This is a genomic window from Aureibaculum luteum (assembly GCF_003449015.1).
GTDB lineage: Bacteria > Bacteroidota > Bacteroidia > Flavobacteriales > Flavobacteriaceae > Aureibaculum > Aureibaculum luteum.
Map to the genome: position 1 here is coordinate 603,407 of NZ_QRGD01000002.1, position 26,322 is coordinate 629,728.

Genomic DNA, 26,322 nt, shown 5'->3' on the forward strand with positions numbered 1-26,322 from the left:
GCGTCGATAAAAAATATCAATCTATCGATTATCGTATTTTTTGGCTTAAAAGTTGAAATACATTTAAACGATTAATACAATGAATAGTCTAAGTATTAAATAAGTTAAATTAAAAACATTAATTATGAACTTTTCAAAGAAAAATCACAAACACAAAAAAACAAATAAATATTTGGTGAGTAAATCAATTATTAAAACATCAGTATTAGCTTCATTATTTTTAATGGCGTTTGCAACCGAGGTGTCCGGACAATCAAAAAGAAGTAGTACAACAACTACAATAGTTAAAAAAAAGACACCAGTTAAAAAAACAATACCTACAAAAAAAGTATCTCGTACTAAAGTAACATACAAAAAACCTACTAAAAAGGTTGTATCTGTACGAAGTGTACCAAATAAAAAAGTGATAAGCCATAATGGACAAAAATATTTTTATGGTAACAATAAGTTCTATACATATTCTAGTGGTCGTTATATAGCTATAGCTCCAAAAATTGGTTTTAGAATAATTACTTTACCATCTAATTATAAAACAATTCGTTACAATAATTTTAATTATTATAATGTTGGAGGTATATTTTATACCCGAATAAATAATCAATATGAAGTTGTAGATCCAGAAGTAGGTACAATTGTTTATGAACTTCCAGATGATTATGAAAAAGTAGAAATAGATAATCAAACCTATTATGAATATGCTAACATTCTGTATGAAAAAGTTCAGGTAGATGGTACAAGAGCTTATGAGGTTGTAGGTATTATTGATATGGACTAAAGCGTTGGGTTTTTAGTAAATAATAACATTAAAATTTATAAATATGAAAAGTAGCACAATTAAAGTAGGATTATTAGTTTTAGGATTAACGGCATTTGTTTCGAACAGTTCTTTTGGACAAGAAGGAAAACAAGACAGAAAAAAACCAACTTACAGTGAATTATTAAAAAAGATGGATGCTAATGAAGACGGCAAACTTGCTAAAGCTGAGGTCAAAGGTAGATTAGAAGAAAATTTTGATAAAATCGACACTGATAAAGATGGTTTTATTTCTGAAAAAGAATTTGAAAATGCACCAAAGCCCGAAAGAAAAGGGAAAAGGAAACAAAATTAAAATTAAGTAAAAGTAAGTTGAATTAGCTGAGTCGTTTTGTTAAAAGTTTCGTAAGCAATTGCGAAGCTTTTTTTAAACTAGCACAAGTTTTTTTAAATAATACATCTAAACTTATAACAGAAAAAATAATATCATGAAGAATTACAATTTAAAAATCACACTTGCCATTTTATTTACACTTTTCTATGTCTCCATTTATGCACAAAGACGCGGTGGACAACGTGGAGGGAATAGAGGAGGGCAACAAGATGCTACCCAAATCTTTAAAAGGCTAGACACTAATAACGATGCTAAAATTGACGTTGACGAAGCCTCAAAAGCAAAAAGTGGTAATATTTCTCAAAATTTTGACAACATAGATACCAATGATGACAAATTTATTGATCTAGCAGAATTAGAAGCATCTTTAAATGGTAGAGCCAGGAAAAAAGAATCTGCAGAAAATATAATGAAAGCAGCAGATGATAATAAAGATGGAAAATTAAATAAATTGGAAATAGCCGCAAAAGAACAACTTTTTCTAACCAATAATTTTGATGCTATTGATACCAATCGAGATAACGAAATCGATTTGGAAGAATTAAAAGCATACATGGAAAAATCAGACACAAAAAAAACCAAAAAACGTAAAAAAAATTAATGAAATAAAATACTGCCACCATATTAAAAGCATTATAAATATCAGTATCTAGTAGGTATAACGGTTAAAAAAGTCTTGCCACAATCTATTTTATAACTGGAGGTAAAGACAAAATCTAAAATTTGGCACGAACATGTTATTTTGCTAGGAAGACTTCAAGAAAACATGGATGATAACGATTGTAAAAATTTTAATGCTAAAGGTGTGGTAAAATTATGAAAAAGGTTATGTAAAAGAAAAGTAAAAGGTTATTCACAACTATTAGATTTACAATCAAATAACACATTTAGGTTTAAGATAAAACGTACGGCTACTTTCCAATACAATATATAATAATCCTAATAAACTAAAGGATTGAGGAGTTTAGGTGTTAGAAAGATGTACTCTTTCGTTATCATCTGATTTGGCTAATCTTGCTTATAAAACTAGAAGTTGTTCTCTATAATTCGCTTTATCTATGGAAATATTTTTTTCATCGATAAATTTAGTGAATTGTTATATTTTTATTTGAAATACAAAGAGGTAGCAGTACTTTCGAGGAAATTTAAAAATATAATAGTATGAAGAAAATCACATTATCATTAGTAGTGATGGTTACAATGGCAAGTTGTAATAGTCTTAAGAGTACAAATACATCAACAATCTCTGATGCGGCAACACTATTAAGCTCATTGAGTTCAAAAGCTACTATACAACAAATATCAAGTCTCTTCAGTTTATTAGATGTAGACAAAAACGAAGCCATAAGCTAAACAGAGGCTATTGGATCAGTTGCAGATAATTTTAACGTACTAGATACTGATAATAATTCAAGTCTAAACCTTACCGAATTACAAGGTTTAATTGGTTTATTAAAATAATAGAGCATTTTGTATTCACAAAGGAGAAATGCTTAATAGCATTTCTCCTTTTTTTTTATTAAACGAAAGAAAAGAGAATTAATGAAGTATAGAAAATCAACGTAAACGTCGATAAAAAGTGACAATTCATCGATAATCACATTTTTTGGCTTAGAAATTGAAATGGATTAAACGATTAATACATTTTATAGTCTAAGTATTAAGAAGAAGTTAAATCAAAAAACATATATTATGAAATCAATTATTAAAACGTCGGTATTAGCTTCATTATTTTTAATGGCTTTTGCAACAGATATTTCAGGACAATCTCGTAGAAGTAGTACTACAACTGCAACAAGAACAACAACAGTTAAGAAAAATACGCCAGTTAAAAAAACGACACCAAGTAGAAGGATTTCTAGCACTAAGGTAACCTATAAAAGACCCACACGAAAAGTGGTGTCTGTACGGAATGTACCCAATAGAAAAGTGATTAATCATAACGGCCAACGATATTATTATAACAATAACAGGTATTATACCTATTCAAGAGGACGTTATATTGCTATTGCTCCTAAAGTAGGATTTAGAGTTAGTACGTTACCAACTAACTACAAAAGAGTTCGTTACAACACTTATAATTATTATAATGTAGGAGGTATATTTTACACACAACTAAATAATGAATATGAGGTGGTAGATCCAGAAGTAGGTACAATTGTTTATGAACTTCCAGATGATTATGAAAAAGTAGTCATTGATGGACAAACTTACTATGAATACGCTAACATTCTTTACGAAAAAGTTCAGGTAGATGGTACAAGAGCGTACGAAGTGGTTGGGATTATAGAATTAGATAATTAAAAAAGATACATTAATATTTTGAGTTCGTTTTATAAGGCTTCATGTGTAACACATGGAGCCTTTTATTTTTTGCCGCTTAATATAGCATATACCAATTCCTTCGTCAATGCTTGTTCACCCGCTTTTTCTCTAATTTCTTTAAATGAGAATCTAAAATCACAGCCAGATTTATAAGCACTACAACCATAACTTTCCTTGCCTTTTAGAATAGTTCCTTTTTTACATTTAGGACAAATTAACGCATCAGAAGTTGGTTTTTTAGTCGTTTTCTTTTCTTCTAAAACCAAATTAAATTGGTCATCAAAACGCACGAGACCTTCAACAGTTCCATGATCAGATGTAAACCCTTTTAAGTTTACAGTAGATTCTTTTTGAAGTAACCGAATCAATTGCTTTTCTGATATTTTCTTCTCCATAAAGGAAAACGGAAGTACAAAATTACAGCCATTTTTGTAATTGCTACATCCATAAGCACTCTTACCTTTTAAGAGTGTTCCTTTTTTACATTTGGGACAAGTTTCTGCTGTAATTCCCGATACCTTTTTCACCTTTTTCTCTTTTTCGCGATTTTGAAGTACTGTATTTTGAGAAATGTTAGCACGTTTAGTTTCACTTCGTACTTCATAAACCAATTGATCTACCATACGTTTCATATTCTTTATAAAAGTACCCGCACTAAATTCTCCTTTTTCAATATCTTTTAATTGCTTTTCCCATTTACCGGTTAACTCTGCTGATTTTAACAATTCATTTTGAATGGTTTCAATCAATCGAATTCCCGTAACTGTTGGAATCAACTGCTTTTTATTTCGTTTAATATACTGTCTTCTAAACAGTGTTTCAATAATATTCGCTCTTGTTGATGGTCTTCCAATACCATTGTCTTTCATTAGGTCTCTCAACTCTTCATCATCTACTTGTTTTCCGGCTGTTTCCATAGCACGTAGGAGGGAAGCCTCCGTAAATTGATTCGGTGCTTTGGTTTGTTTTTCCAAAAAAGATGGTTCATGTGGCCCTTTTTCACCCTTAACAAAATTAGGAAGCATACCACTTTCATTGTTTGTTGTTTCTGCATTTTTATTTTCAAAAACAACTCGCCATCCTTTTTTTAAAATTTCTTTTCCAGTGGTTTTAAAATTAACTTCTGCAGCTTTACCAATTACAGTTGTATTTGAAACAGAACAATCTTCATAAAAGACAGCAATAAAACGCCTCGTAATAATGTCATAGACTTGTTGTTGATTGTATTGCAAAGGAATTTGTACACCAGTTGGAATTATTGCATGGTGATCGGTTACTTTTTTATCATTAAAAACCCGTGTCGATTTCTTTATCTTTTTACCTAATAAAGGTTGCGTTAATTCTGCATATTTAGTCAGATTTTTAAGAATTCCAGCTACTTTTGGATATACATCATTGGGTAGAAAAGTAGTATCTACACGAGGATAAGTAACTACTTTTTGTTCATATAATTTTTGGACTATTTTTAAGGTTTCATCTGCTGAAAAGCTGAATTTTTTATTGCAATACACCTGCAATCCTGTTAAGTCGAACAGTTTTGGTGCATAATCTTTTCCTTTCTTTTTCGTGGCCGAAACAATTTCAAACTCATCTTCCTTAACTTTATCTGCCAATACTTGACCATCTTCCATTTTAAGAAAACGACCTTCCTCATAACTAAATAAGGTATCACGATATAGGGTTTGTAACTCCCAATAAGGTTGAGGTTTAAAGTTTTCAATTTCTAAGAATCGATTGACCACCATAGCCAAGGTTGGTGTTTGTACTCGTCCTACAGAAAGCACTTGCTTATAACCTCCGTGTTTTACAGTGTATAAACGTGTAGCATTCATTCCTAAGAGCCAATCACCAATGGCTCTAGAAAACCCTGCATAATAAAGATTATCATAATCTTCTGAAGGTTTCAGTTTTTGGAACCCCTCTTTTATCGCTTCGGTAGTTAAGGAAGAAATCCACAATCGCTCCACTTTCCCCTTATAACCTGCTTGATCTAAAACCCATCGCTGAATCAATTCTCCTTCTTGACCCGCATCTCCACAATTGATAACAACATCCGCCTTATCAAATAGACTCTTAATAATATTAAATTGTTTTTGAATACCCGTGTTGTCAACTACTTTCGTCTTAAACTTTTCGGGGAGCATGGGTAGATTATTCAAATCCCAACTCTTCCAATGGGGTTTATAATCATTAGGTTCCATCAATGTACATAAATGTCCAAATGTGTACGTAACTGCATATCCATTACCTTCATAATAACCATCGTGTCTAGTTTTTGCACCTAACACTTCGGCAATTTCTCTGGCTACACTTGGTTTTTCGGCAATACAAACCTTCATTTAAATAGTTGTTTTAAGTCATGCAAAATAATGATAAAATATAGTAGCGGCAAGAATAATTAAAATTAAGGTCTACGATAAGAATTCAAAACTGAAATCATTTTTTTTGTAACTGATATAAATCATTGTGCTACAAATATTAAGATTATAAATTGTAGTTAAATTATATTAAATAGTAAACCATAATAGCAACAACAATGTAAAATATATCAACATGAAAACCTCAAATCATATATCCCGTTTTTTTCAAATAACTATTAGTTTTTTAGTCCTTTTTGTTTTATTTGTGCTCGTAAGTTTTAAAGATAACGGAAAATTAGCTGCTGTTAATGATAAAGTACAACCCACTCAAGAGACAAAAGGTATAATTGAGTCTGTATGGCATGTTAAAGGTATTTACCCTGATGGTCGGCTATTAAATATTATTGCGGTAGATGCTTACGGAGAATCTTATAAAGTAAAAGCTCTTCAAAAAGGAGATCAAAGAACGCTTATGAGTATTAAGGCTTTGGTTAATGATAAAATTATTCCTGTTAAATTATTGGTTAATGAAGGGAAACAGACCCTGCTTGTAGCAATAGCTAAAGACAGCACAGTGTATCAAATTAAAGCTGTGGCACCAAATGGGGAGCGTTTAAGCGTAAGAGGCGTATTACGTTCTGGAAATATTATTCATATAAAAGTAATAGCCAAAAATGGTGAATTTTATGGTCTAAAAGCAATTTCTCCTGAAGGACAACTACACGATATAAAAGGAGTAAAAACCAAGAAAGAAGATTTAGAATATACCCTTTTTGGAGCCAATGTTTACGCTCATGTTAAAGCGATACCACAAGCTGCGGCTGCTGATGACAATTTTCTTTGGCATATTGTAGGGGTACATCCTGAAGGATACTTCTTAGAAGTCAAAGCTTTAGATGATAAAGGAAATACATTTGATGTCAATGCCATTTTAGATTCAGACCAACGTAGTTTAATAAATATAAAAGCTTTTAAAAGTGATACCGAAATATTGCCTGTTAAAATATTGTCAAGTATTGATAATTATAAAACAGTAGCGGCCATAGGTGAAAAAGGAGCTATTTACAAACTTGTTGCCATTGATAAAAATGGAGATCAATTGGAAGTAAAGGGAGTACGTGAATTTGAGAATATAATTGATATAAAAGTAATAAATAAAGAAGGTGAATTTTATGGTGTTAAAGCCGTTTCTCAAGCAGGTCAAATGAATGATGTAAAAGGAATGAAAATGTTAAACGAACCTATTGAAATGAAAATAGACACCGTAGCCATTTATGCTCATGTAAAAGCTTTTCAACAAGTATATTAATTAGATCGTTAAGTGATACTATTTTAACATTTATACCTACTTGTTAATATAAATAATTCTTTTTCGAAAAGTTCATTACTATTCTAAAATGATTATTAGTTTTGTCGGCAATTAAAAATTCAAAACTAAATGTCATTTAAAGAAAAGTTAACAGTGCTATCGTTACTATTTGTTATACAATTGTCATTTGGACAAATTAAAGGTGAAATTGTAGATGCATCTGATAATTCTCCATTAGAATTTGCAACCGTAGCACTTTTTAATTCTGAAGATGGAACTGCTATAAATGGTGTAATTACGGAAGCTGATGGTGCTTTTTCATTTGCAAATATAAAAACAGGAACCTATTCTATTGAAGCTTCATTTTTAGGCTATACCACACGTAAAATTAAAAGCATTGTGGTTTCTAAAAAAGGAGTATTGGTAGATTTAGCTTCTGTCAAATTAACCATGGGAAATGAATTGAATGAAGTAATTGTTAAAGGTGAAAAAGCTACCGTGGTTCATAAAATTGACCGACAAGTATTTGATACTAAAAAATATCAAAGTAGTGAAGGTGGTAATGCTGTTGATATTATAAAAAATTTACCCTCTGTTAGTGTAGATGGTCAAGGAGCTATTAGTGTTAGAGGAAGCCAAGGATTTGCTGTTCTAGTTAATGGTAAGCCTACGCAAGGTGATGCAAGTGCTATATTAGCACAATTACCAGCAAATGCCTTACAAAGTGTTGAATTGATTACTGCTCCTTCCGCAAAGTATGATCCTGAAGGAAAAGGTGGTATTTTAAATATTATTACCAAAAAAGGTGCTACTGATGGTGTTTATGCTCAAGTTAATGTACGTGGCGGATTCCCTTCTATAGAATCTTATGATGCAAAAGTTGATGCCCAACGTTATGGCATAGATGCTACTGTCAATAAAAGAAATGACCATTGGAATCTTTCTTTTGGAGCCAGCTATCAACGTAACGATAAATCGGGTAGGCGAGAAGGCGATATGTTCATTATTAACGATGCAGAAAATAAAACTACTTTTCTGCCTTCGGATGGAGAGCGTAGCTTTGATGAAATTACTTATAATGGTCGCTTTAATGTTGATTTTACACCTAATGATGCTGACACCTATTCTCTAGGTTTATTTGCAGGAAAACACACGAAAGATAGATTAGCTGATATTGTTTATTACGATAATCATGCTGTTTCACCTATAGGAAGTGAAAACAGAATCTATACATTGCAATATTATAATCACAATTTAAGAATTAGAAAAGGAGACTTTGCCTTAGGTAGTTTTGACTATACTCATATATTTAAAAACGAATCTAAAATAGCTACGTCTATATTATATGAATACACTTTTTTAGGCGGTCCAACGGTTAATGACAATTTAGGATACCCTGACAACAATATTATTTATCAACAAGAGTATAATACCAATGACAATCCACTCTACGGTACGCGTATTAATTTAGATTACCAATGGAAACCGTTTGTTTTTGGAATTATAGAAACAGGATATCAATTTCGTAATTTAGATCACTCTGGAGAGTTTGTATACGAAGGGAACGGAAATTTGGTGTCTGAATTTTCTTCAGATATTAAAATGAAAAGAACCATTCATTCTGGTTATGTACAATTAACAGGAGCAAAAAGTAAATGGGATTATGCTGCGGGTGTACGCTTAGAATCAATGAATAGGACCTATGAAGAATCATTGAAAAGTGAAATTACGCCAAACCGTTACAATTACGATTTCTTTAAAATATTTCCGTCGACATCTGTTCAATATAAAGTAAATGACAAAACCAATGTTAAGGCGGCATATAGCAAAAGGTTAGAACGCACTACAACTTTTAAAATGAACAGTTTTGCAGAACGTGAACATTCAGAGGTTTTTGAACAAGGTGATAACACATTATTACCAGAATTTATTGACTTGGTAGAGTTGGGTATCACAAAAAATATGGGGAAAGGTAATTCCGTATATGCCACAGCCTATTATAGGCATGTAGATAATGTTATCAATCGTGTCAACACCTTGGCTTATGAACCGAATGGTGCTGTAATTGATAGTATTATTAACAGAGTATACTCTAATGTAGGTAAGAGTAATGCCATAGGATTAGAAATTGGAGCAACCATAAAGCCCACTAAGAATTGGACAAATTTTGTAGGTTTTAACATCTACAATTATGCAATAGCTGGAGCTTTAAGTTTTAAACATAGAGATGGAATCGAGCGAACCTATGCCATTGATTCTGAATCAACTATTTATTCGGTCAATCTAAATTCTACCTATTCTTTTTGGCAAAATGCATCGGTTCAGTTCTCTTTTAATTATTTATCGGATAGAAATACAGCAATGGGTGAAGATTCTAGATTTTATGCTCCAAACTTAGCCCTTAAAAAATCATTTTTAGATAATAAGTTAACAGCAACGTTACAATGGCAAAACATAGATATGGGCTTATTAAACACCAATGAACAACGTATTACAACGTCAAGACCAGGTCAATTTTATACAACCACCAATTATGTTTATGAAGTAGATATGGTATCGTTAAACCTATCGTATACATTTAATGCAGCTAAGAACAAAGCTAAATTTATTGATAGTGAATTTGGTAAACGTGAATTTTAAAACTTAATTTCCACCTGTTTAGAAACATAAGAAGTAATTTAAAAATAATAAAATTGATATAATATACCAGTATGCTTGGTGGTAAATAAAGTCCAATCATTCATCTACTATTTATGTACTTTTTAGAGTGTTTTAGTAGTCTATCATTCTGATTTTACTCCTAAAATAAATTCAAAAAACATAACAAATGTAAATATTCATATCTTTGAGAAAACTAAACCTCATAATTTATGAAAAACATTTACTATTTATCATTGTGTTTACTGATCTTGTTTTCATGTAAAAATGAAAGTAATACGCTAAATGATCCTGAAATTAAACCTGTTGTTTTTAATGGGATTGATAGTACTATTAAACCTGGTGACGATTTCTTTAACCATGTAAATAAAACTTGGTTTAAAAATGCAGTAATTGCTGATGACCAGATAGGCGTAGGGTCATATCGATTTTTAAATATTCCACAGCAAGAACTACTTAAAAACATTTTAGAAGAAGTTTCTCAAAAAGAACATTCAAAAGGAAGTGTTGAACAATTGGTAGGTGACTTTTTTACCTCGGGTATGGATACCGTTAGTATTAACGAACGTGGTAGTAAACCTATTCAACCTATATTAGATAGAATTAATGCGATTACTGATGTTTCCTCGATAACAGAATTCGCAGCTACACAAATAAAGTCCGGAGATTATTCAATGTTTAGCCCTTACATTTCTCCAGATCAAAAAAACAGTACACTAAATATTTTACACTTCTCGCAAACGGGATTAGGATTACCAGATCGTGATTACTATTTTAAGGACGATCCATCAGTAAAAAGTATTCAAGAAGCGTATAAAACCTATTTAACGACCTTATTTGAATTGGTAGGAGAATCAGATGCTAAAGCTAAAGCTGACATTGTTTACAGCATTGAAAAGCAAATGGCAACATCTCATAAAACACGTATCGAACGCAGAGTTGTTAAAGAAAATTACCACAAGCTTGCTGTCGCTGATTTGAACACAAAACATCCTAATATTGGTTGGTCTGCTTTATTGAAAAACTTAGGTACAGCAGTAGATTCAGTAGATGTACGACAAACTGCTTATTATGATGCTTTAGATACGATGCTAACTTCTGTTCCTTTAGAAAATTGGAAACTGTATCTAAAAGCAAATTCCATTGGAAGTCATGATAATATATTAAGTAAACCTTTTCAAGATGCTTCTTTTGAATATTCTAAAGTTATTTCTGGTCAATCAGTACAACAACCACGAACAAAACTAATGGTGCGACGTGTAGATCAGCAAATAGGTTTTGCCTTAGGTCAATTATATGTAAAGCGTTATTTTAATGAAGATGCGAAAAAGCGAGCTTTAGATTTGGTAAATAATTTTCAAACAACATTAGAAAAGCGAATTGACAAGTTGGATTGGATGAGTGATAGTACCAAGGTAAAAGCAAAAGAGAAACTCTTTGCCATTAGCAAAAAAATTGGCTATCCAGATGTATGGAGAACCTATGATGCTAACATTGACAGGACACAATTCTTTGAAAACGTAGTTGCCTTAAATAAAGATGATTATCAATACCAACTAAAACAATTAAATAAAGCTCCAAATAGAGATGAATGGCATACCACACCCTCTACAGTAACGGCCTATTACAATCCCTCATTAAACGAAATTGTGTTTCCAGCAGGTATTTTACAAGCCCCATATTTTGATTTATATGCTGATGATGCAGTAAATTACGGTGGTATTGGTATGGTTATCGGTCACGAGTTTACACATGCCTTTGACGATCAAGGAGCACAATATGATAAAGATGGAAATGTAACCGATTGGTGGACGGAAAGTGATTACACCAAGTTCAAAGCTAAAACACAACAAATTATTGATCAATACAGTGCCTTTACGGTATTAGATAGTGTTCATTTAAAAGGTGGATTAACAGTTGGTGAAAACACTGCAGATAATGGTGGAATCTCTATTGCCTTTGATGCCTTTAAAATGACAGGTCAAGGAAAAGACACAATTAAGATTGGTGGCTATACACCCAACCAACGTTTCTTTTTATCAGTGGCAAACATATGGCGTGTAAAAACACGTGATGCCTATTTACGTAATTATGTAGCAACAGATCCGCATTCACCACCAATTTGGCGTGTAAATGGTCCGTTAATGAACTTTACACCTTTTTATGAGGCTTTTAACGTTCAATCTGGTGAAGCCAATTACAAAACGGAAGAGGAGCGTATAAAAATTTGGTAAACCTATCTATTGAAATCATTTAAAAAAAATAAAAAACCAGAGAATATAACTTCTCTGGTTTTTTTATGATCTAATGCTTTACAATAATTAACATCACGATTTAGTATTAATAAAATCGAGATCTAATACATTAAAATTATTAGCTGCTTTTACCAACAAAGCTGAACCAATAGTTTCAAATAACTGATTAGCACTTACAATATAAGACGCCTGTTGTTCTATTTTATAATTTGGTATACCAATAATAGTTAAGTTTGTTTTTGCAGAATAGTTTTTTATAATCTCAAAAAATGGAATTTGTTCTTTTACATTTTCTATTATTTTTATTTCAACAATAACTCTTAAGTCATCAACTAGTTTAGCTATTTTGTTGTGAATGATTATAGGATTTATATCCGTATTATTTATGAATAAAACACGTATAGAGGTGTGATCCCATTTTGGAGATGATAAAATGAAACGTGCAATATTCAGCATCATTTCAGCATTTTTACTATCCGTTTCTCTCCACCATAAATCTACCGTTTTATAATTGCCAAACTTTTTCTTAATATCAAAATCTAAGTACAACAAATTATAATCAAGGTGCAATAGGTTTTCTGTCATTGTTTCATACTCGACAGAATCTTCAAGACCTTTAGGCCATCCCATCATAATGGTATTTGGCTCAACCCCTGAAAATCCAAAAGTCATGGCTATATTTGTAATACCACTATATAAGTTCTCAATTTTAATCCGTCTCGCAAAAATTCCTAAATTTTTATAGATTCCGTCCCTTACGGTTTGTTCTGATCTTTTTAAGGGTATTTTATTCTTATTGTCAATAATAAGGTCAAAATTGGTGACAATACCTGTACGACCCGAAACAGCTTTACTCAATTCTAATAAATACGATTGATGATCACTTTCTCTACTAAATAAAATAACATTTGGGTTCCAACTGGCATTTACATTTTGCTTATTATCAATTCTCTTTAAACCTTTATTTACTACATTTTCCCAAACACTTTTCCATATATCGGTAGATTTAATTTTCACTTCCTTTCGTTGTAACCAAAAATATAAACCTCCAATTACTGCCAATGCTCCCATCATGGCTACCATATCTAGTTTAAACATTACTACAAAACAGGCTACAAATCCAAGTAAGCCAATCCATCTTTTTACTTTAAAAGAGGGTTGAAAATCAGGATTAGCCCAACTTTCTAAAAAAAACGTAATGTTTATAAACGCATAGGCAGCCAAATAAAACATAGACACCACACGTGCAATTACGTCTAATTGACCAATTAATATTCCTGCTTCAGCAATTAAAAACACCAATAATAAAGCATTTACTGGCTCTCTATTTTCGCCTCGTCCTTTAGCAAATATTCTTGGAGTAACTCTATCTACAGACATGGCTTGTAACATTCTAGGACCACCTAAAATTCCGCCAAGAGCAGAAGATAAGGTAGCTCCCCAAATTCCCGCTACAACAGCAGGTGCAAAAATTGCTATTTTCATTAAAATATTATAATCCGATTTCAAGACTTCAGAGTCAACAGTATATGCCATAAAAATGGCGACACTTATATATACTACTAAGCCAACTCCTATGGCCCATAATGTACCATTTGGTATTGATCTTTTAGGGTTTTCTAAGTCGCCACTCATTGCAATACCTGCCGTAAATCCAGTAACTGCTGGAAAAAAAATAGCAAATACAATTTCTAAGGATACAGCCCCTTCTGCAGGTAACAAAGAAACTGAATGTGGTGTAAAATCATGTGTTCCTAAAAATATAGAAACTAAAGAAACTGCGATAGCAGCCAATATAAAAAACTGAGATTTTAATGCTACAGAAGTACTAATTAGAGCTAGAGCAGTCAATGAAACCAATGCAATGGTTCCGGTAATTCTTAAATCGTTAATACCCATTCCAAAATTGAAATACCCATTAAAACTCTCTGCAAAACCTACTAAATATAATGCAATAGAAAATGCGGTACCCACATACAACGCAATACCAATGGCCCCGCCAATGGGAATTCCCATACTACGTGAAAGTACATAATAAATACCTCCAGCTCCAATTTTTTTGTCCGTGGCTACAGATGAAATACTCAATCCCGTAGATATAGAGATTACGTGTGCAATAAGTATGATTATAATAGCACCAAAAAGGCCAGCGTTACCAATAACCCACCCCAAACGCATATATAAAATAACACCTAAAATTGTAAGTAGAGAAGGTGTAAAAACACCTGCAAAAGTTCCGAATTTTTTAATGTCTGGCATGCTTTATAAATACAATTACAATCAATTAATTAGTACAAGAAAGTCTATAGCCAAATTTATAAAAAATAAAGCGGGGTTGCATCATGCATTATAACTTCATTTGGTATAAACTAAATTAGTTTATGTAATAATACATCTATTCCACCACTTTTACCAAAACGTCCCAAACAGTATTCGCCACAATCTTATGTCCTTCAACCGTAGGATGAATACCATCTGCTTGATTTAATTCAACCACACCACCTACATCTTTTAAGATAAAAGGTATAAAGGGTAGCTTGTTTTCGGATGCTAAATCAGAAAAAACGGTTCGGAACTCAGAAGTATATTCCGGGCCCATATTAGGTGGGAGTTCCATGCCTGCTAAAATAATAGTAGCCTCTGGCAATTTTTCTTTTACGGTATCTATAATCGACTGGAGATTAGCTTTAGTTTCTTTTAAAGGAATACCTCGTAAGCCATCGTTAGCTCCTAATTCTAATACAAACACATCAACCTTTTGTTTCAATACCCATCCAATACGGCTTTTACCTCCCGCACTGGTCTCTCCACTCACACCAGAATTTATAACAGTATAGTCGAGCCCTAAGGAATCTATGGTAGATTGAATCAGTGCAGGATACGCATCATTTATATCATCAAGACCATAACCTGCAGTTAGACTATCGCCAAAGAATAGAATTTTCTTAGAATCTGTTTTATCCGTAACTACACCTTCGGTTGTTTTTACTTCCTCAGTGTTTTCTTTTTTAGCAACATCACCACGACAAGAGATCAATACAGTAGCTATCATAAAATAACAAAACTTTAAGAAAATTGGATTGAAGGAGTCATATATTTTTGTAATCATTTGCTTATTTTGCGACTTATCCCTGAACAGGTTCATATAAAAGAATTTTATTAAAAGTATGTCAAAGATATTAAAGATTAACGAGCTTGAGAAAACATATTCAAGTGGTTCAAAAAAAATAACAGTTTTACAAAATATCTCATTTGAAATTGAAAAAGGAGACACCTTCTCTATTGTAGGACCCTCTGGTAGTGGAAAAACAACACTTCTCGGTCTCTGTGCTGGTTTAGACGAACCAGGTTCAGGTAGTGTGGAACTGTGTGGGCAAAATTTAAATGACTTAAATGAAGATGAACGTGCTCAGTTAAGAAATAAAGAAGTGGGCTTTATTTTTCAAAACTTTCAATTACTCCCCACATTAACAGCTATTGAAAATGTAATTGTTCCGTTAGAGTTGCAAGGAGCTAAGAATGCAAAAAAAATAGGCATGGAGTTACTTGAAAAAGTAGGGCTTTCTGACCGTTACGATCACTACCCATCACAATTGTCAGGTGGAGAGCAACAACGTGTAGCCTTAGCTAGAGCATTTTCAACAACACCATCCATTTTATTTGCTGATGAACCAACGGGTAATCTCGACGAAGAAACAGGAGAAAAGGTAATACAATTACTTTTTGAATTGAATAAGGAAGCTGGAACCACACTGGTAATTATTACACACGATTTAGAATTGGCCAATAGAACCCAGCAAATTTTAAGATTAAAAGGAGGAAAGATTATTGCTAACGAAAGAACAACCACCGTTTAATGAAACAATCTAATTCAAAAGCAGGGGTACCATGGTTGTTTAAAATGGCGTGGCGAGATGGTAAGGCAAGTAGTTCAAGACTGTTACTGTTTATGGCAGCTATTATTTTGGGTATTGCCGCGGTAGTTTCCATTCAATTATTTAGCGAAAATCTAAAGCAAAATATTAAGTCACAGTCAAAGGCAATGATGGGGGCTGATTATATTATTGACAGCAGGCAAATCCCTAATGAAAAAGTACAAGCCATAATAGATTCACTTGGACCAGCAGCTTCAGAAGTGAATTTTTCTTCGATGGCAGCCTTTCCAAAAAATGATGACAGTAAATTAGTAAAAGTAAGAGGCATTGAAGGTGGCTTTCCTTTTTACGGAACTTTAGAAACGCTACCTGTTACTGCTGCAGTAACTTATCAAGAATTAGGCGGAGCTTTGGTTGATGCTACCTTAATGCTACAATATGATCTAAAACCTGGTGATACTATTAAATTAGGAAAACTAAGTTTACCAATTGTAGGATCCTTAAAATCCATTCCCGGAGGTACGGCAATTGCTACTTCTGTGGCACCAACTGTACTTATACCTTATCGTTTTATAGAAAAAACCGAATTGTTGCAATTTGGAAGTCGCAAAGAATATCAATACTTTTTTATTGCTCCACCAACTATGGATTTAGAAGCATTGGATAAAAAGTACGATCCTATTTTAGATGCCGAGGATGCTGATTTAGATACACATACTGGTACCAGTCAACGTGTAGGACGAAGTTCTGAAAATGTAAGTAAATTTTTAAATCTGGCGGCCTTTATTGCTCTATTACTGGGTTGTATTGGTATTGCTAGTTCAGTACATATCTATATTAAAGAAAAATTAACCGATGTGGCCGTTCTCAAATGCTTAGGAGCCTCTAGAAAACAAACTTTTTTAATTTATTTGATCCAAATTGCTGGAATTGGTTTGTTAGGTGGAATACTCGGTACAGTGGTAGGTATTGGGTTACAACAAGCGTTTCCATTACTGTTACAGGAATTTTTACCTTTTGAAGTTGAAATTTCAATTACGCCACAACCTATTGTCATGGGGGTTTTATTAGGTGTGTTAATGTCCGTATTATTTGCATTATTACCCTTATTGAATACGTGGTATGTATCACCCTTAGAAGTATTACGAGTGAGTGAAGACAATAGTAAAAAACCTAGAAGAGCAAGAGCTTTAACCTTTATAGCCATCATTCTTTTTATCTATTTGTTTTCCTATTGGTTATTAAGAGACGTTCTTTTTGCCTTTGCATTTGTAGTAGGTGTATCCATCACTTTTGCTATTTTGGCAGGTATTGCCACTCTTTTTATGAAAGCCATAAAAAAATATTTTCCTGCTTCTTGGGGATTTACAGCTCGACAAAGCTTATTAAATCTATTTCGCCCTAACAATCAAACCATGGTTTTGATATTGGCGATAGGTTTAGGTACATTTTTAATTAGTACACTCTATTTTACAAAAGATATATTGTTGGCAAAAACCGCCTTAGAATCGAGTACTGAAAATGCCAATATCATTTTATTAGATGTGCAGCCTGACCAAAGACAAGCCGTTGCCAAAGAAGTTACAGATAAAGGATTACATGTTTTGGATAACATTTCCCTAATTACTATGCGAATGCACAGTATAAAAGGAGAATTGGCCAATGATATTCGTAAAGACAGCACCTCAAAAGTTAATGAATGGGTATTGAATCATGAATTTAGAACTACTTATCGTGATTCCTTAATACCCTCAGAAGAATTGATTGAAGGCACTTGGGTTACAACGTTAAAACCAGGAGACCCTATTGTGATTTCTATAGCCGAAGATCTTGCCAAAAGAGCCGCAGTTAGTGTTGGAGACCAAATTGTTTTTAATGTACAAGGTGTGTTAATGGAAACCACCGTAGGGAGTATCCGTAAAGTAGATTGGGCAAAAATGCAAATGAACTTTTCTATCGTTTTCCCAAAAGGCGTATTAGAAAGTGCACCACAATTTCATGTGTTAAGTACACATGTTCTTGACGATACTAGTGCCGCTTCGCTGCAACGCGATTTAGTGAAAAAATTTCCAACCATATCTGTGATCGATTTACGACAATTGTATTCTGTAGTTGAAAATATACTTGATAAAATTTCGTGGGTAATCAACTTTATGGCTTTCTTTAGTATCCTCACAGGTATTATTGTGTTGATTGGCTCTGTACGCACCAGTAAACGTCAGCGAATTAAGGAGAGTGTATTGTTACGAACCTTAGGTGCAAAAAGCAAGCAAATTTTACAAATTACCGCGTTAGAGTATTTGTATTTAGGTATCCTTGGTAGTTTGGTAGGAATTTTATTGTCTTTAATTGGCAGTCAAATCTTAGCAACGTTATTGTTTAAAGAACCTTTTATACCATCTATAATTCCGTTTTTAGTGTTCTTACCAGGTATTACTATCTTGGTTTTACTGATCGGACTTAGCAATATTAGAAGTGTATTGAAAAGTCCGCCATTAGAGGTATTGCGTAGAGAAGGGTAGGGAAGTGGAATTTATTACCAAATAATAATAATAATAATAATAATAATTACGTCAAGCATTCCTATTAATGGATGAAAAAAGCTTGATGATTTTGTGTAAGTAATTCAACTTTTCACTATAAAACATACTCGAAAAAAAGATAAAAAACACGACAGCTTTCAAGTTGTTTATTGGATTGGTTTTCTCGATTTAACGTTACCTTAGGAGCTGCTCCATTAATTTAGACTACCTTTGTCAAATAAAATAGCTAATAAGCATTCCTTTTTATTGAATATATTTCAATTGAACCGAATTTAATTTTCTTTAGCGTTTTTAGATAGTACAACAAACAGTATGGCTGTTTGAAGTAAGGAATAACAAAGTACTTTTACTGTTTTCTTAGGTGCGGGTTACACTTCATTATAGTTTTTCAATAAGTTTATTTACGGTTTCTTTCAATAGTTGCGTTTCTTTTTTTGGGCATCAAAAAAGTTACATTTTTAAGAATGCCTTAGCAAACAGTAAACAAATAGTATATCAAAAATCCAACTTTTTCACGAACAAACAACTCCGATTTTTCTAAAACCTTACGAAAACGCGTAAATTTTCATTTCAAAACCAATGCGATAAGTAGAAAGGCAAATGCCAACATGGTTACCAAGACCGTTGTGATGTTAACCTTGTTTTTTATCCCCTTATTATTGTTAAGCACAGGTGTGGTTACATCAACAGCGATGTTATTTGTAGCATATTTAGTATCAGGTTTGGGAATGGCAGGTATTGGCATGGGTGTTATGCATGATGCCATCCACGGATCATACTCAAAAAACAAAACAATCAATACCATATTAGGGTATTCTTTCAATCTTATTGGGGCAAATGCGGCAGTATGGAAAATTCAACATAATGTGTTGCATCATACTTTTACCAATATTGATGAAGCTGATGATGATATTAACACACCGTTTTTCCTACGATTTTCTCCGCATGCCAAACACCATTGGTTACATCAATATCAACATATTTATATTTGGTTTTTTTATGGAATGTCTACCATATTCTGGATTACCTCTAAAGATTTTGCAAGTTTAAAACGCTATAAAAACATGGGCTTTTTGAATAAAAAAAATGAATATAAAAAAGCATTAGTAAGCATGACGGCTTGGAAACTGATTTATTATTCATATGCTTTAGTCTTACCGTTAATTATGATTCCTTTAGCCTGGTGGATTATCGTATTGGCATTTTTAAGCATGCATTTTGTAACCGGACTCTTGGTAAGTACCGTTTTTCAGATTGCTCATATTATGCCAGACAACGAGTTTCCACTACCTGATGAAAAAGGGACAATGAAAGAAGAGTGGCACAGACATCAATTTGAAACAACTACTAATTTTTCTCCAAATAGTAAAGTTTTATTTTGGTTGATTGGCGGATTAAATCACCAAATAGAACATCATTTACTGCCAGATGTATGCCATATACATTATAGAGATATAACAAAAATAGTAGCCGATACAGCCAAAGAATTTAACATGCCTTATCATGTGCAAAGCAGTTTCTTTCAGGCCATTCGCGTGCACTTAAAGATGCTTCGGTTTTTGGGAAAAAGACCATCGTTAATTGTTGCCTATAAATAAGCGATAGATAATAATATAAACATAGAAATAATGATAAAAAAATTAATAAATAAATTATTTAATATTAATAATAATAAAATAGAAATAATGAAAGAAGGTACCGTAAAGTTTTTTAATAGTGCAAAAGGATTTGGATTTATAAAAGTAAAAGATTCTGATGAGGAAATATTTGTTCATACCTCAAATCTTATTGACGATATAAGAGAAGATGACCACGTTCAGTTTGAAGTAGAGCAAGGAGATAAAGGACTAAGTGCTGTAAAAGTAAGTTTAGTTTAAGAATCCTAATAAACACAACACAATAAAAAACCACCTATTCAGGTGGTTTTTTAATTAATACAGCGAAACTAAAAAAATTACAATTCTAATTTTTTTAAAATATAATGCACTTCATAAATCGTATAAAACATGGTTAAAGGTTGCCCTTTTTATTAATAATTGGGTTAACGAACAACCATCATTCTTATAATAAATTGAAAATAAACCAATTAAAGTGTTGTTTGTTATAAAAATAGCATCATCTTTGCAATTCAAAAATAATATTATAATTTTAATTACATTACAATGAGTAAAGGAACAGTAAAATTTTTCAATGATTCTAAAGGATTTGGATTTATCACAGAAGAAGGTGTAGATAAAGATCATTTTGTACACATCTCTGGATTAATAGATGAAGTAAACGAAGGCGACGAAGTTGAATTTGATTTAGAAGAAGGAAAAAAAGGATTAAATGCAGTAAACGTAAAAGTTATCTAATTTTATATACTTTAAGATTTAAGAGTCCATCATTTATGATGGACTTTTTTTATGCTCAATTGTTAGATTTTATTGTTATTACTCAATTAGACGTCACTTCGAGTGTTTTCTTTGAGGCAATAGCCGAAAAATCCCGAAGTGTCGGGAGTATCGAGAAGTGATGTACTTTAAAATCACTCGAACGTAATTTAAGGATAGAAATATCTTAACTCACCCCTTAAGTTACACTTTTATGCGAATCTAGGTAATGCTTTAGTATTTCCTTTAAACTCTCTAAATAATCTTTCATCACTTTTATATCAATTTCAGGATGGTCATCAGCTCCAATAGTTAATGGATCTTCCCCTAAAAACTGATAAAGCTCTGGGTATTTGGTTTCTAAGGTACTGGTCAGTTCTGTTATTTCATTTAAGATGGTGTGTAATTCTTTCATGATCTGGATACTTCTTTGTTTATGAACTAATTTCAAATATAAAAGCCTATTAATCAAATAACTACAAGTATAAATATACTTCAAATTTAAAAAATAAAGTTACGCCTTACACTACATATTAAAAATGATTTAAATCAGCTAAAAAAGTAATGCATACTGATTCAGGTCATTGGAGAGCCAAAAACATCATACTACATTTATAGCATAAATAATAATAAAAGCAACCAAATGAAAACTATTATTCACGCTACCGACTTTTCAGAAAATGCCATTGCAGCATTAAAATATGCCCATGCACTAAGTTCTAAACTAAACGCCAATTTATTGGTAGTTCATATCTTTGATTATCCTACTATTTTTGATACTGAAGTCGAAGAGCCCGTGCCTGACTTTGAAAAAGTGGCATATCAAAACAATAATGAACTTCTTGTTGAATACTGCACAAAACATTTGGGAAATGATTTAGAACGTATGAATGTGAAAACAGAAGCCATTGAAAATATGTCTGTTACAAAAGCTGTCATTTCGAAAGTGATAGAATTAAATGCTTTTCTATTGGTTACGGGTATGAAAGGTACCAGTGCATTCAAAGAATTTATCATGGGTAATACCACAAAAAAGCTTATAAAAAAAGCTCCTTGTCCCGTGTTGGCCATTCCTGAAGATGCCACACATAAAGATATCAATACAATAGTGTATGCAACCGATTTTGAATATAAAGATTTACAAGCCATTCTTACCTTGATAGAAATTGCCAAACCATATAATGCGGAAATTAAGGTGGTACATATCTCTCCATCAGAAGAGTTTGACCCCATGATTAGAATTCAAGAATTTGAAGATCATATTAACGATAAAGTTCATTACCCAAATATCATCTATGAAAATATTCCTTCAGACCATACTTTTGAAGATTTAAAACTGTATTTGGGCGAAGTAAATGTGGATATTATTGCGGTATTAAAACGTAAAAGAAAAGGGCTTTTAAAACAATTATTCCATCACGACTTAGTCATTAAAATGGAGTCTTATGGTAGACTTCCTCTATTAAGTTTTAACAAAACCTACTACTAGTTTTAAAAACAATATCATGGCAAGAAGACTCTATAGTATCTGTATTGTAATTGCTATATTATTAGGTATTTACCTAAATATATTTAAACAAACACATTCAACATTATTTATTATAATAATTGCGACACTGTTGTTCTTTTTACTGTCATTGGGTGTTCACGGTTTGATAGCTCATACCATAAAACCAAGTTTAAAAGATTCGCTCGTTGCTTACCCATTACTAATGGGTGCAATTTGGGCAATTATGTTGCTTATATTTATATTTTTTATAATTCCGTTATTCTGTCCACATTTTGTGTATGGACTGTAAACGCAACGAATAATACAAAAACTATTATTATATCTCTTTAATTGTTTTCTTTGAGGTGGTAGCAAATAAACCCAGAAGCGTAGGATGTATGGAGAAGAAAAGGTTTTCGATACTCCCGAAGCGTCGGGACTCATTCTTCGAGATCACTCGAACGGACGAATAAGTTAATTTATAAAAAGGATATCAGTAAAACATCTTTTTGAGTGTTTTCATTTTGCGGTAGCAAACTGGACTCCAAAATGGCGGGAGTATTGAGAAGTAAATACTTCTACAATAAACGTTCGGCTATTTCTAACCATGACGCAACACGAGAATAACCATTATCATGACTATTATGTGGTGAGTTAAAAAGTAAGGTATCACCGTCAAATTTATCTAAATTATAAGTTCTATCATCAATTAACAAATCACCTTTAAGAATAAATTTATGACCGCACATAATACGATGTTGCCATGTAATGAATGGAAAATGCTCATCTAACCAATCACTTTTTTCTTTTAATGAGCTAGGAAACTGAGTAGCCGCTGTTGCAATATATACCTCATGCTTGTCATACAATGCCTCCATTATCTCTTGACTATCTTTAATTACGTCTAAATCTCTAAAAAAGCCAGGCATTACTGCATGTGCTCTAATACTTTCAACATGCATTTCTGGTACATTTTGCCAGACTTCACCAGAAGAAATTTGGTTTACACTTAATTCTTTTTCATGTTCTTTATTATACAACTCTATGTGTTTGCCATAAGTATCGGCTATCACATCATCCATGTCTACAAAAATTGTCATTATTAAGTTTTTTACGAAGTTCTACATATTTTTATGAAAAATCAAGGACTAACAAACATTTAATAATAATTTAATGAACCATTAACACTTTTTATTGCTAGAAGAAGAAATTACCAGAAAGGATAGCATAAAGAACAACAACTAAACATTAATCCACCATTTTATAGCATCCCTGTAAAGAGGTTCATTATCTTTGCCAAAATTATTTTTTATGTCAAAGGGTTTTTCCAATCTCGGAATTAATGCACAGCTACAAAAAGGGTTAGCTGATTTACAAATATCTGTTCCTACAGATATTCAAGAAAAAACAATACCTGTTATATTGCAACAGAAAGAAGATGTTGTGGCTTTAGCAAAGACTGGTACAGGTAAAACGGCCGCTTTTGGCTTGCCATTATTGCAATTAATAGATTTAGAAAACACAGCTATACAAGCGGTTATCTTAGTGCCTACCAGAGAATTGGGGCAGCAAATCACGAGTAATTTAGAATCTTTTTCGGCACATATGCTTTCCGTTTCTATAGCTACAGTTTGCGGTGGTATTCCCATTAAACCTCAAATAGAACGTCTAAAAAGTACTACGCATATTGTAGTAGCTACACCTGGTCGTTTGGCAGATTTGGTAGAAAGAAACGCTATTGACATTAAAAATATTTTGTATTTAGTGTTAGATGAAGCAGATGAAATGGTAAGTGCTTTAAAAGAAGGCCTAGACAGCATTATCAAAATAATTCCTAAAAAAAGAAGAACATTATTGTTTACGGCAACCATGCCTGGAACCATAAAACAATTGGTTCAAAATTATATGTCTAAACATGTAGTGCATATAGAAGCAGACATGTCAACCGTTGGACATCAAGGGATAGACCATCAATTTGTGGTAGTAGAACCTATTGAAAAATTAGAAGTGTTGTTACATTTCTTAAATACAAAACAAGGCAAGCGTGGTATTATCTTTTGTAAAACCAAAGCCGCCGTTAATAAATTAGCAAAAAACTTAGCCATTAATAAATTTTCTTCAGGTGCTTTACATGGAAGTCTTACCCAAGGAATCCGTGACCGTATCATGGGGCAATTTAGAGAAGGTTATATTGATATTTTGGTAGCTACCGATTTAGCAGCTAGAGGTATTGATATAAAGGAGATTGAATATGTTGTCAATTACCATTTACCAGATACCTATGATGCTTATGTTCACCGTAGCGGTAGAACAGCGAGGGCAGGAGCGAAGGGACTTTCGTTAACCGTACTCCAAAAAGAAGAAGTAGCAGATATTGCTCTTTTTGAAAATGCATTGGGTATTACATTTAATCGATTTAAAAAAGCAGATGCAGAGAGTATTGAAGAAAACAATACCTTACTGTGGGCTAAAAAAATATTTAAAACCAAGCCCAATCATACCGTTTCTGAAGACTTAAAAAAACAAGTACGAACGATATTCCATCATTTAACCAAAGAGGAATTAATAGAAAAAGTATTGGCGAATTATTTGGAGTCCAAAAAAGTGGCTATTCCAGCAGCAGGAACTTCAAAAAATAAAAAAAATAAAAAATAGATATGGCAAATATCATCAAAGAGCAACAAGACATTCTTGAAAAATTAAAGATTTATACCCTGAATCCAATGCAAGAAGAAGCCTTGGAGGTTATAGATAATAATGATAATACCATCATTTTATCACCTACAGGAACTGGTAAAACCTTGGCCTTTTTATTACCATTAATTGCAAGATTGAATCCTGAATCAAAAGAAGTTCAAGCATTGATTATTGTACCTTCTAGAGAGCTGGCTATTCAGATAGAACACGTAATTAGAAACATGGGTTCTGGATATAAAGCCAATGCCATTTATGGCGGAAGATCTATTGCAAAAGATAAAATTGAATTGAAACATACGCCTTCTATTCTAATAGGTACGCCTGGTAGACTGTTCGATCATTTTGAGCAAGAACGTTTTTCTACAGACGAGATAAGAACCTTAGTCGTAGATGAATATGACATCTCATTTGAAGTAGGGGCTGATGGCGAAATGAAAGATATTATTAGCTATTTACCAAATATTGATAAGCGTATTTTTACATCCGCTACCAAAGGAGCGGCTTTACCAAAATATCTAAATATTGGAAAACCAGTAACCCTAAACTATCTTGATGATACTTCAGGTTCAAAATTGGTAGTAAAAACTATTGTTTCGTCTTCTAAAAACAAACACAATACCGTTGTGGCCTTATTACATGAGTTGGGTAATGAACCCGGTATTATTTTTTGTAATAAGAAAGAGCGATTGGAAGATTTAAGTGTCTTTTTAGACAAAAAGAACATTGCACATACCCGTTTTTATGCAGACATGGAGCAACAAGAAAGAGAACGTGCCTTAATAAAATTAAGAAATGGAAGTGTTTCTATTCTTCTTGCCAGTGATTTAGCATCACGTGGTATTGATGTTCCAGAGATGAAATTCATTATTCATTATGAAATTCCCAAAACAGAGATAGCGTATACGCATAGAAATGGAAGAACGGCCAGAGTAAATGCAAAAGGAACGGCATATTTGATAAAAGGTGATGGTGAAGTCTTTCCAGACTTTGTAGGGAAAGCACCCATTGAAAAATTAACAAATACAGGTGAACGTAAAGCTCAATTTTGGACTACCTTATTTATTTCCGGTGGTAGAAAAGATAAAATCTCTAAAGGCGATATTGCAGGACTCTTTTTTAAACAAGGTGAAATTAATAAGGACCAATTGGGCATTATAGAATTAAAGCCTGATTGTGCTTTTGTAGCTGTTCCTGCTTCAATTGCTACTCAATTGTGTGATAAATTAAACAACACCCGGTTAAAGAAGAAAAAAGTAAGAGTTTTTAGAATTTAGCATTTTAGCTAGGGGTA

The 26,322-nt window shown here is 32.6% G+C and carries 22 protein-coding genes; 17 read left to right on the plus strand and 5 right to left on the minus strand.

Annotated features, from left to right (window positions below; all coding sequences use genetic code 11):
• Window positions 1–124 precede the first annotated feature (124 nt).
• The 5 genes from D3P13_RS07860 to D3P13_RS07875 all read left to right on the plus strand — a co-directional run bounded on the left by D3P13_RS07860 (window position 125) and on the right by D3P13_RS07875 (window position 3,452).
• A complete protein-coding gene (locus D3P13_RS07860; protein ID WP_117880869.1) occupies window positions 125–775 on the plus strand; it encodes a DUF6515 family protein in 651 nt (216 codons plus the stop codon).
• 43 nt (window positions 776–818) lie between these two features.
• Window positions 819–1,109, plus strand: a complete 291-nt coding sequence (locus tag D3P13_RS07865) for a CREC-EF hand family protein (RefSeq protein WP_117880870.1) — start codon at window positions 819–821, stop codon at window positions 1,107–1,109.
• Between the two features lie 133 nt (window positions 1,110–1,242).
• Entirely contained in the window at window positions 1,243–1,749 is a 507-nt protein-coding gene (locus D3P13_RS07870) for an EF-hand domain-containing protein (RefSeq protein ID WP_117880871.1), read from the plus strand.
• 560 nt (window positions 1,750–2,309) lie between these two features.
• Window positions 2,310–2,501, plus strand: coding sequence for a hypothetical protein (locus tag D3P13_RS21885; RefSeq protein WP_157972859.1), 192 nt, complete (start codon window positions 2,310–2,312; stop codon window positions 2,499–2,501).
• 339 nt (window positions 2,502–2,840) lie between these two features.
• Window positions 2,841–3,452, plus strand: a complete 612-nt coding sequence (locus D3P13_RS07875) for a DUF6515 family protein (protein ID WP_117880873.1) — start codon at window positions 2,841–2,843, stop codon at window positions 3,450–3,452.
• A 62-nt stretch (window positions 3,453–3,514) separates the two neighbouring features.
• On the opposite strand, the gene D3P13_RS07880 is transcribed toward D3P13_RS07875, so the two are convergent.
• Entirely contained in the window at window positions 3,515–5,812 is a 2,298-nt protein-coding gene (locus D3P13_RS07880) for a type IA DNA topoisomerase (RefSeq protein ID WP_117880875.1), read from the minus strand.
• A gap of 214 nt (window positions 5,813–6,026) precedes the next feature.
• Here D3P13_RS07880 and D3P13_RS07885 point away from each other — a divergent pair, with 214 nt between their 5' ends.
• From D3P13_RS07885 to D3P13_RS07895, 3 genes are all read left to right on the plus strand, one after another.
• The gene (locus D3P13_RS07885; protein ID WP_117880877.1) at window positions 6,027–7,142 is read left to right on the plus strand and encodes a DUF7486 family protein; all 1,116 of its coding nucleotides are present in this window, start codon (window positions 6,027–6,029) and stop codon (window positions 7,140–7,142) included.
• A gap of 129 nt (window positions 7,143–7,271) precedes the next feature.
• Window positions 7,272–9,782 (plus strand): outer membrane beta-barrel protein, encoded by a 2,511-nt coding sequence (locus D3P13_RS07890; protein ID WP_117880880.1) that lies wholly within the window; start codon window positions 7,272–7,274, stop codon window positions 9,780–9,782.
• 230 nt (window positions 9,783–10,012) lie between these two features.
• Entirely contained in the window at window positions 10,013–12,034 is a 2,022-nt protein-coding gene (locus tag D3P13_RS07895; RefSeq protein ID WP_117880883.1) for a M13 family metallopeptidase, read from the plus strand.
• A 93-nt stretch (window positions 12,035–12,127) separates the two neighbouring features.
• On the opposite strand, the gene D3P13_RS07900 is transcribed toward D3P13_RS07895, so the two are convergent.
• Complete coding sequence (locus D3P13_RS07900; RefSeq protein WP_117880886.1) at window positions 12,128–14,314, minus strand: amino acid permease; 2,187 nt, start codon at window positions 14,312–14,314, stop codon at window positions 12,128–12,130.
• A 136-nt stretch (window positions 14,315–14,450) separates the two neighbouring features.
• Window positions 14,451–15,164, minus strand: a complete 714-nt coding sequence (locus D3P13_RS07905; protein ID WP_117881240.1) for an arylesterase — start codon at window positions 15,162–15,164, stop codon at window positions 14,451–14,453.
• A gap of 58 nt (window positions 15,165–15,222) precedes the next feature.
• Between D3P13_RS07905 and D3P13_RS07910 the strand changes: the two genes are divergently transcribed.
• From D3P13_RS07910 to D3P13_RS07930, 5 genes are all read left to right on the plus strand, one after another.
• Window positions 15,223–15,912: an ABC transporter ATP-binding protein gene (locus D3P13_RS07910; protein ID WP_117880889.1), complete on the plus strand. Its 690-nt coding sequence runs from the start codon at window positions 15,223–15,225 to the stop codon at window positions 15,910–15,912.
• Between the two features lie 44 nt (window positions 15,913–15,956).
• Window positions 15,957–18,452, plus strand: coding sequence for an ABC transporter permease (locus tag D3P13_RS07915; RefSeq protein ID WP_117881243.1), 2,496 nt, complete (start codon window positions 15,957–15,959; stop codon window positions 18,450–18,452).
• A gap of 629 nt (window positions 18,453–19,081) precedes the next feature.
• Complete coding sequence (locus D3P13_RS07920) at window positions 19,082–20,071, plus strand: fatty acid desaturase family protein (protein ID WP_232829154.1); 990 nt, start codon at window positions 19,082–19,084, stop codon at window positions 20,069–20,071.
• A 30-nt stretch (window positions 20,072–20,101) separates the two neighbouring features.
• Window positions 20,102–20,350 (plus strand): cold-shock protein, encoded by a 249-nt coding sequence (locus D3P13_RS07925; RefSeq protein WP_317124791.1) that lies wholly within the window; start codon window positions 20,102–20,104, stop codon window positions 20,348–20,350.
• Window positions 20,351–20,635: 285 nt separating this feature from the next.
• The gene (locus D3P13_RS07930; protein ID WP_117880895.1) at window positions 20,636–20,827 is read left to right on the plus strand and encodes a cold-shock protein; all 192 of its coding nucleotides are present in this window, start codon (window positions 20,636–20,638) and stop codon (window positions 20,825–20,827) included.
• A gap of 217 nt (window positions 20,828–21,044) precedes the next feature.
• Here D3P13_RS07930 and D3P13_RS07935 read toward each other — a convergent pair whose 3' ends face one another.
• Window positions 21,045–21,260 carry a hypothetical protein gene (locus D3P13_RS07935; protein WP_117880898.1) on the minus strand — a complete coding sequence of 72 codons (216 nt, stop codon included), beginning with the start codon at window positions 21,258–21,260 and terminating at the stop codon, window positions 21,045–21,047.
• Between the two features lie 228 nt (window positions 21,261–21,488).
• Between D3P13_RS07935 and D3P13_RS07940 the strand changes: the two genes are divergently transcribed.
• Window positions 21,489–22,334, plus strand: coding sequence for a universal stress protein (locus D3P13_RS07940; protein WP_117880900.1), 846 nt, complete (start codon window positions 21,489–21,491; stop codon window positions 22,332–22,334).
• Between the two features lie 16 nt (window positions 22,335–22,350).
• Complete coding sequence (locus D3P13_RS21890; RefSeq protein WP_157972860.1) at window positions 22,351–22,644, plus strand: hypothetical protein; 294 nt, start codon at window positions 22,351–22,353, stop codon at window positions 22,642–22,644.
• A gap of 268 nt (window positions 22,645–22,912) precedes the next feature.
• Here D3P13_RS21890 and D3P13_RS07945 read toward each other — a convergent pair whose 3' ends face one another.
• Complete coding sequence (locus D3P13_RS07945; RefSeq protein ID WP_117880903.1) at window positions 22,913–23,434, minus strand: 5' nucleotidase, NT5C type; 522 nt, start codon at window positions 23,432–23,434, stop codon at window positions 22,913–22,915.
• A gap of 211 nt (window positions 23,435–23,645) precedes the next feature.
• Between D3P13_RS07945 and D3P13_RS07950 the strand changes: the two genes are divergently transcribed.
• Entirely contained in the window at window positions 23,646–24,989 is a 1,344-nt protein-coding gene (locus D3P13_RS07950; protein WP_117880906.1) for a DEAD/DEAH box helicase, read from the plus strand.
• 2 nt (window positions 24,990–24,991) lie between these two features.
• Window positions 24,992–26,305, plus strand: coding sequence for a DEAD/DEAH box helicase (locus tag D3P13_RS07955; RefSeq protein ID WP_117880909.1), 1,314 nt, complete (start codon window positions 24,992–24,994; stop codon window positions 26,303–26,305).
• Window positions 26,306–26,322 lie beyond the last annotated feature (17 nt).

Coding starts and splice junctions, on each gene's coding strand:
- D3P13_RS07940 (WP_117880900.1), top strand. CDS start 21,489: ATGAAAACTATTATTCACGCTACCGACTTTTCAGAAAATGCCATTGCA.
- D3P13_RS07880 (WP_117880875.1), bottom strand. CDS start 5,812: ATGAAGGTTTGTATTGCCGAAAAACCAAGTGTAGCCAGAGAAATTGCC.
- D3P13_RS07885 (WP_117880877.1), top strand. CDS start 6,027: ATGAAAACCTCAAATCATATATCCCGTTTTTTTCAAATAACTATTAGT.
- D3P13_RS07945 (WP_117880903.1), bottom strand. CDS start 23,434: ATGACAATTTTTGTAGACATGGATGATGTGATAGCCGATACTTATGGC.
- D3P13_RS07870 (WP_117880871.1), top strand. CDS start 1,243: ATGAAGAATTACAATTTAAAAATCACACTTGCCATTTTATTTACACTT.
- D3P13_RS07895 (WP_117880883.1), top strand. CDS start 10,013: ATGAAAAACATTTACTATTTATCATTGTGTTTACTGATCTTGTTTTCA.
- D3P13_RS07910 (WP_117880889.1), top strand. CDS start 15,223: ATGTCAAAGATATTAAAGATTAACGAGCTTGAGAAAACATATTCAAGT.
- D3P13_RS07950 (WP_117880906.1), top strand. CDS start 23,646: ATGTCAAAGGGTTTTTCCAATCTCGGAATTAATGCACAGCTACAAAAA.
- D3P13_RS07860 (WP_117880869.1), top strand. CDS start 125: ATGAACTTTTCAAAGAAAAATCACAAACACAAAAAAACAAATAAATAT.
- D3P13_RS07925 (WP_317124791.1), top strand. CDS start 20,102: ATGATAAAAAAATTAATAAATAAATTATTTAATATTAATAATAATAAA.
- D3P13_RS07890 (WP_117880880.1), top strand. CDS start 7,272: ATGTCATTTAAAGAAAAGTTAACAGTGCTATCGTTACTATTTGTTATA.
- D3P13_RS21890 (WP_157972860.1), top strand. CDS start 22,351: ATGGCAAGAAGACTCTATAGTATCTGTATTGTAATTGCTATATTATTA.
- D3P13_RS07935 (WP_117880898.1), bottom strand. CDS start 21,260: ATGAAAGAATTACACACCATCTTAAATGAAATAACAGAACTGACCAGT.
- D3P13_RS07905 (WP_117881240.1), bottom strand. CDS start 15,164: ATGATTACAAAAATATATGACTCCTTCAATCCAATTTTCTTAAAGTTT.
- D3P13_RS07900 (WP_117880886.1), bottom strand. CDS start 14,314: ATGCCAGACATTAAAAAATTCGGAACTTTTGCAGGTGTTTTTACACCT.
- D3P13_RS07930 (WP_117880895.1), top strand. CDS start 20,636: ATGAGTAAAGGAACAGTAAAATTTTTCAATGATTCTAAAGGATTTGGA.
- D3P13_RS07875 (WP_117880873.1), top strand. CDS start 2,841: ATGAAATCAATTATTAAAACGTCGGTATTAGCTTCATTATTTTTAATG.
- D3P13_RS07865 (WP_117880870.1), top strand. CDS start 819: ATGAAAAGTAGCACAATTAAAGTAGGATTATTAGTTTTAGGATTAACG.
- D3P13_RS21885 (WP_157972859.1), top strand. CDS start 2,310: ATGAAGAAAATCACATTATCATTAGTAGTGATGGTTACAATGGCAAGT.
- D3P13_RS07955 (WP_117880909.1), top strand. CDS start 24,992: ATGGCAAATATCATCAAAGAGCAACAAGACATTCTTGAAAAATTAAAG.
- D3P13_RS07915 (WP_117881243.1), top strand. CDS start 15,957: ATGGCGTGGCGAGATGGTAAGGCAAGTAGTTCAAGACTGTTACTGTTT.
- D3P13_RS07920 (WP_232829154.1), top strand. CDS start 19,082: ATGGTTACCAAGACCGTTGTGATGTTAACCTTGTTTTTTATCCCCTTA.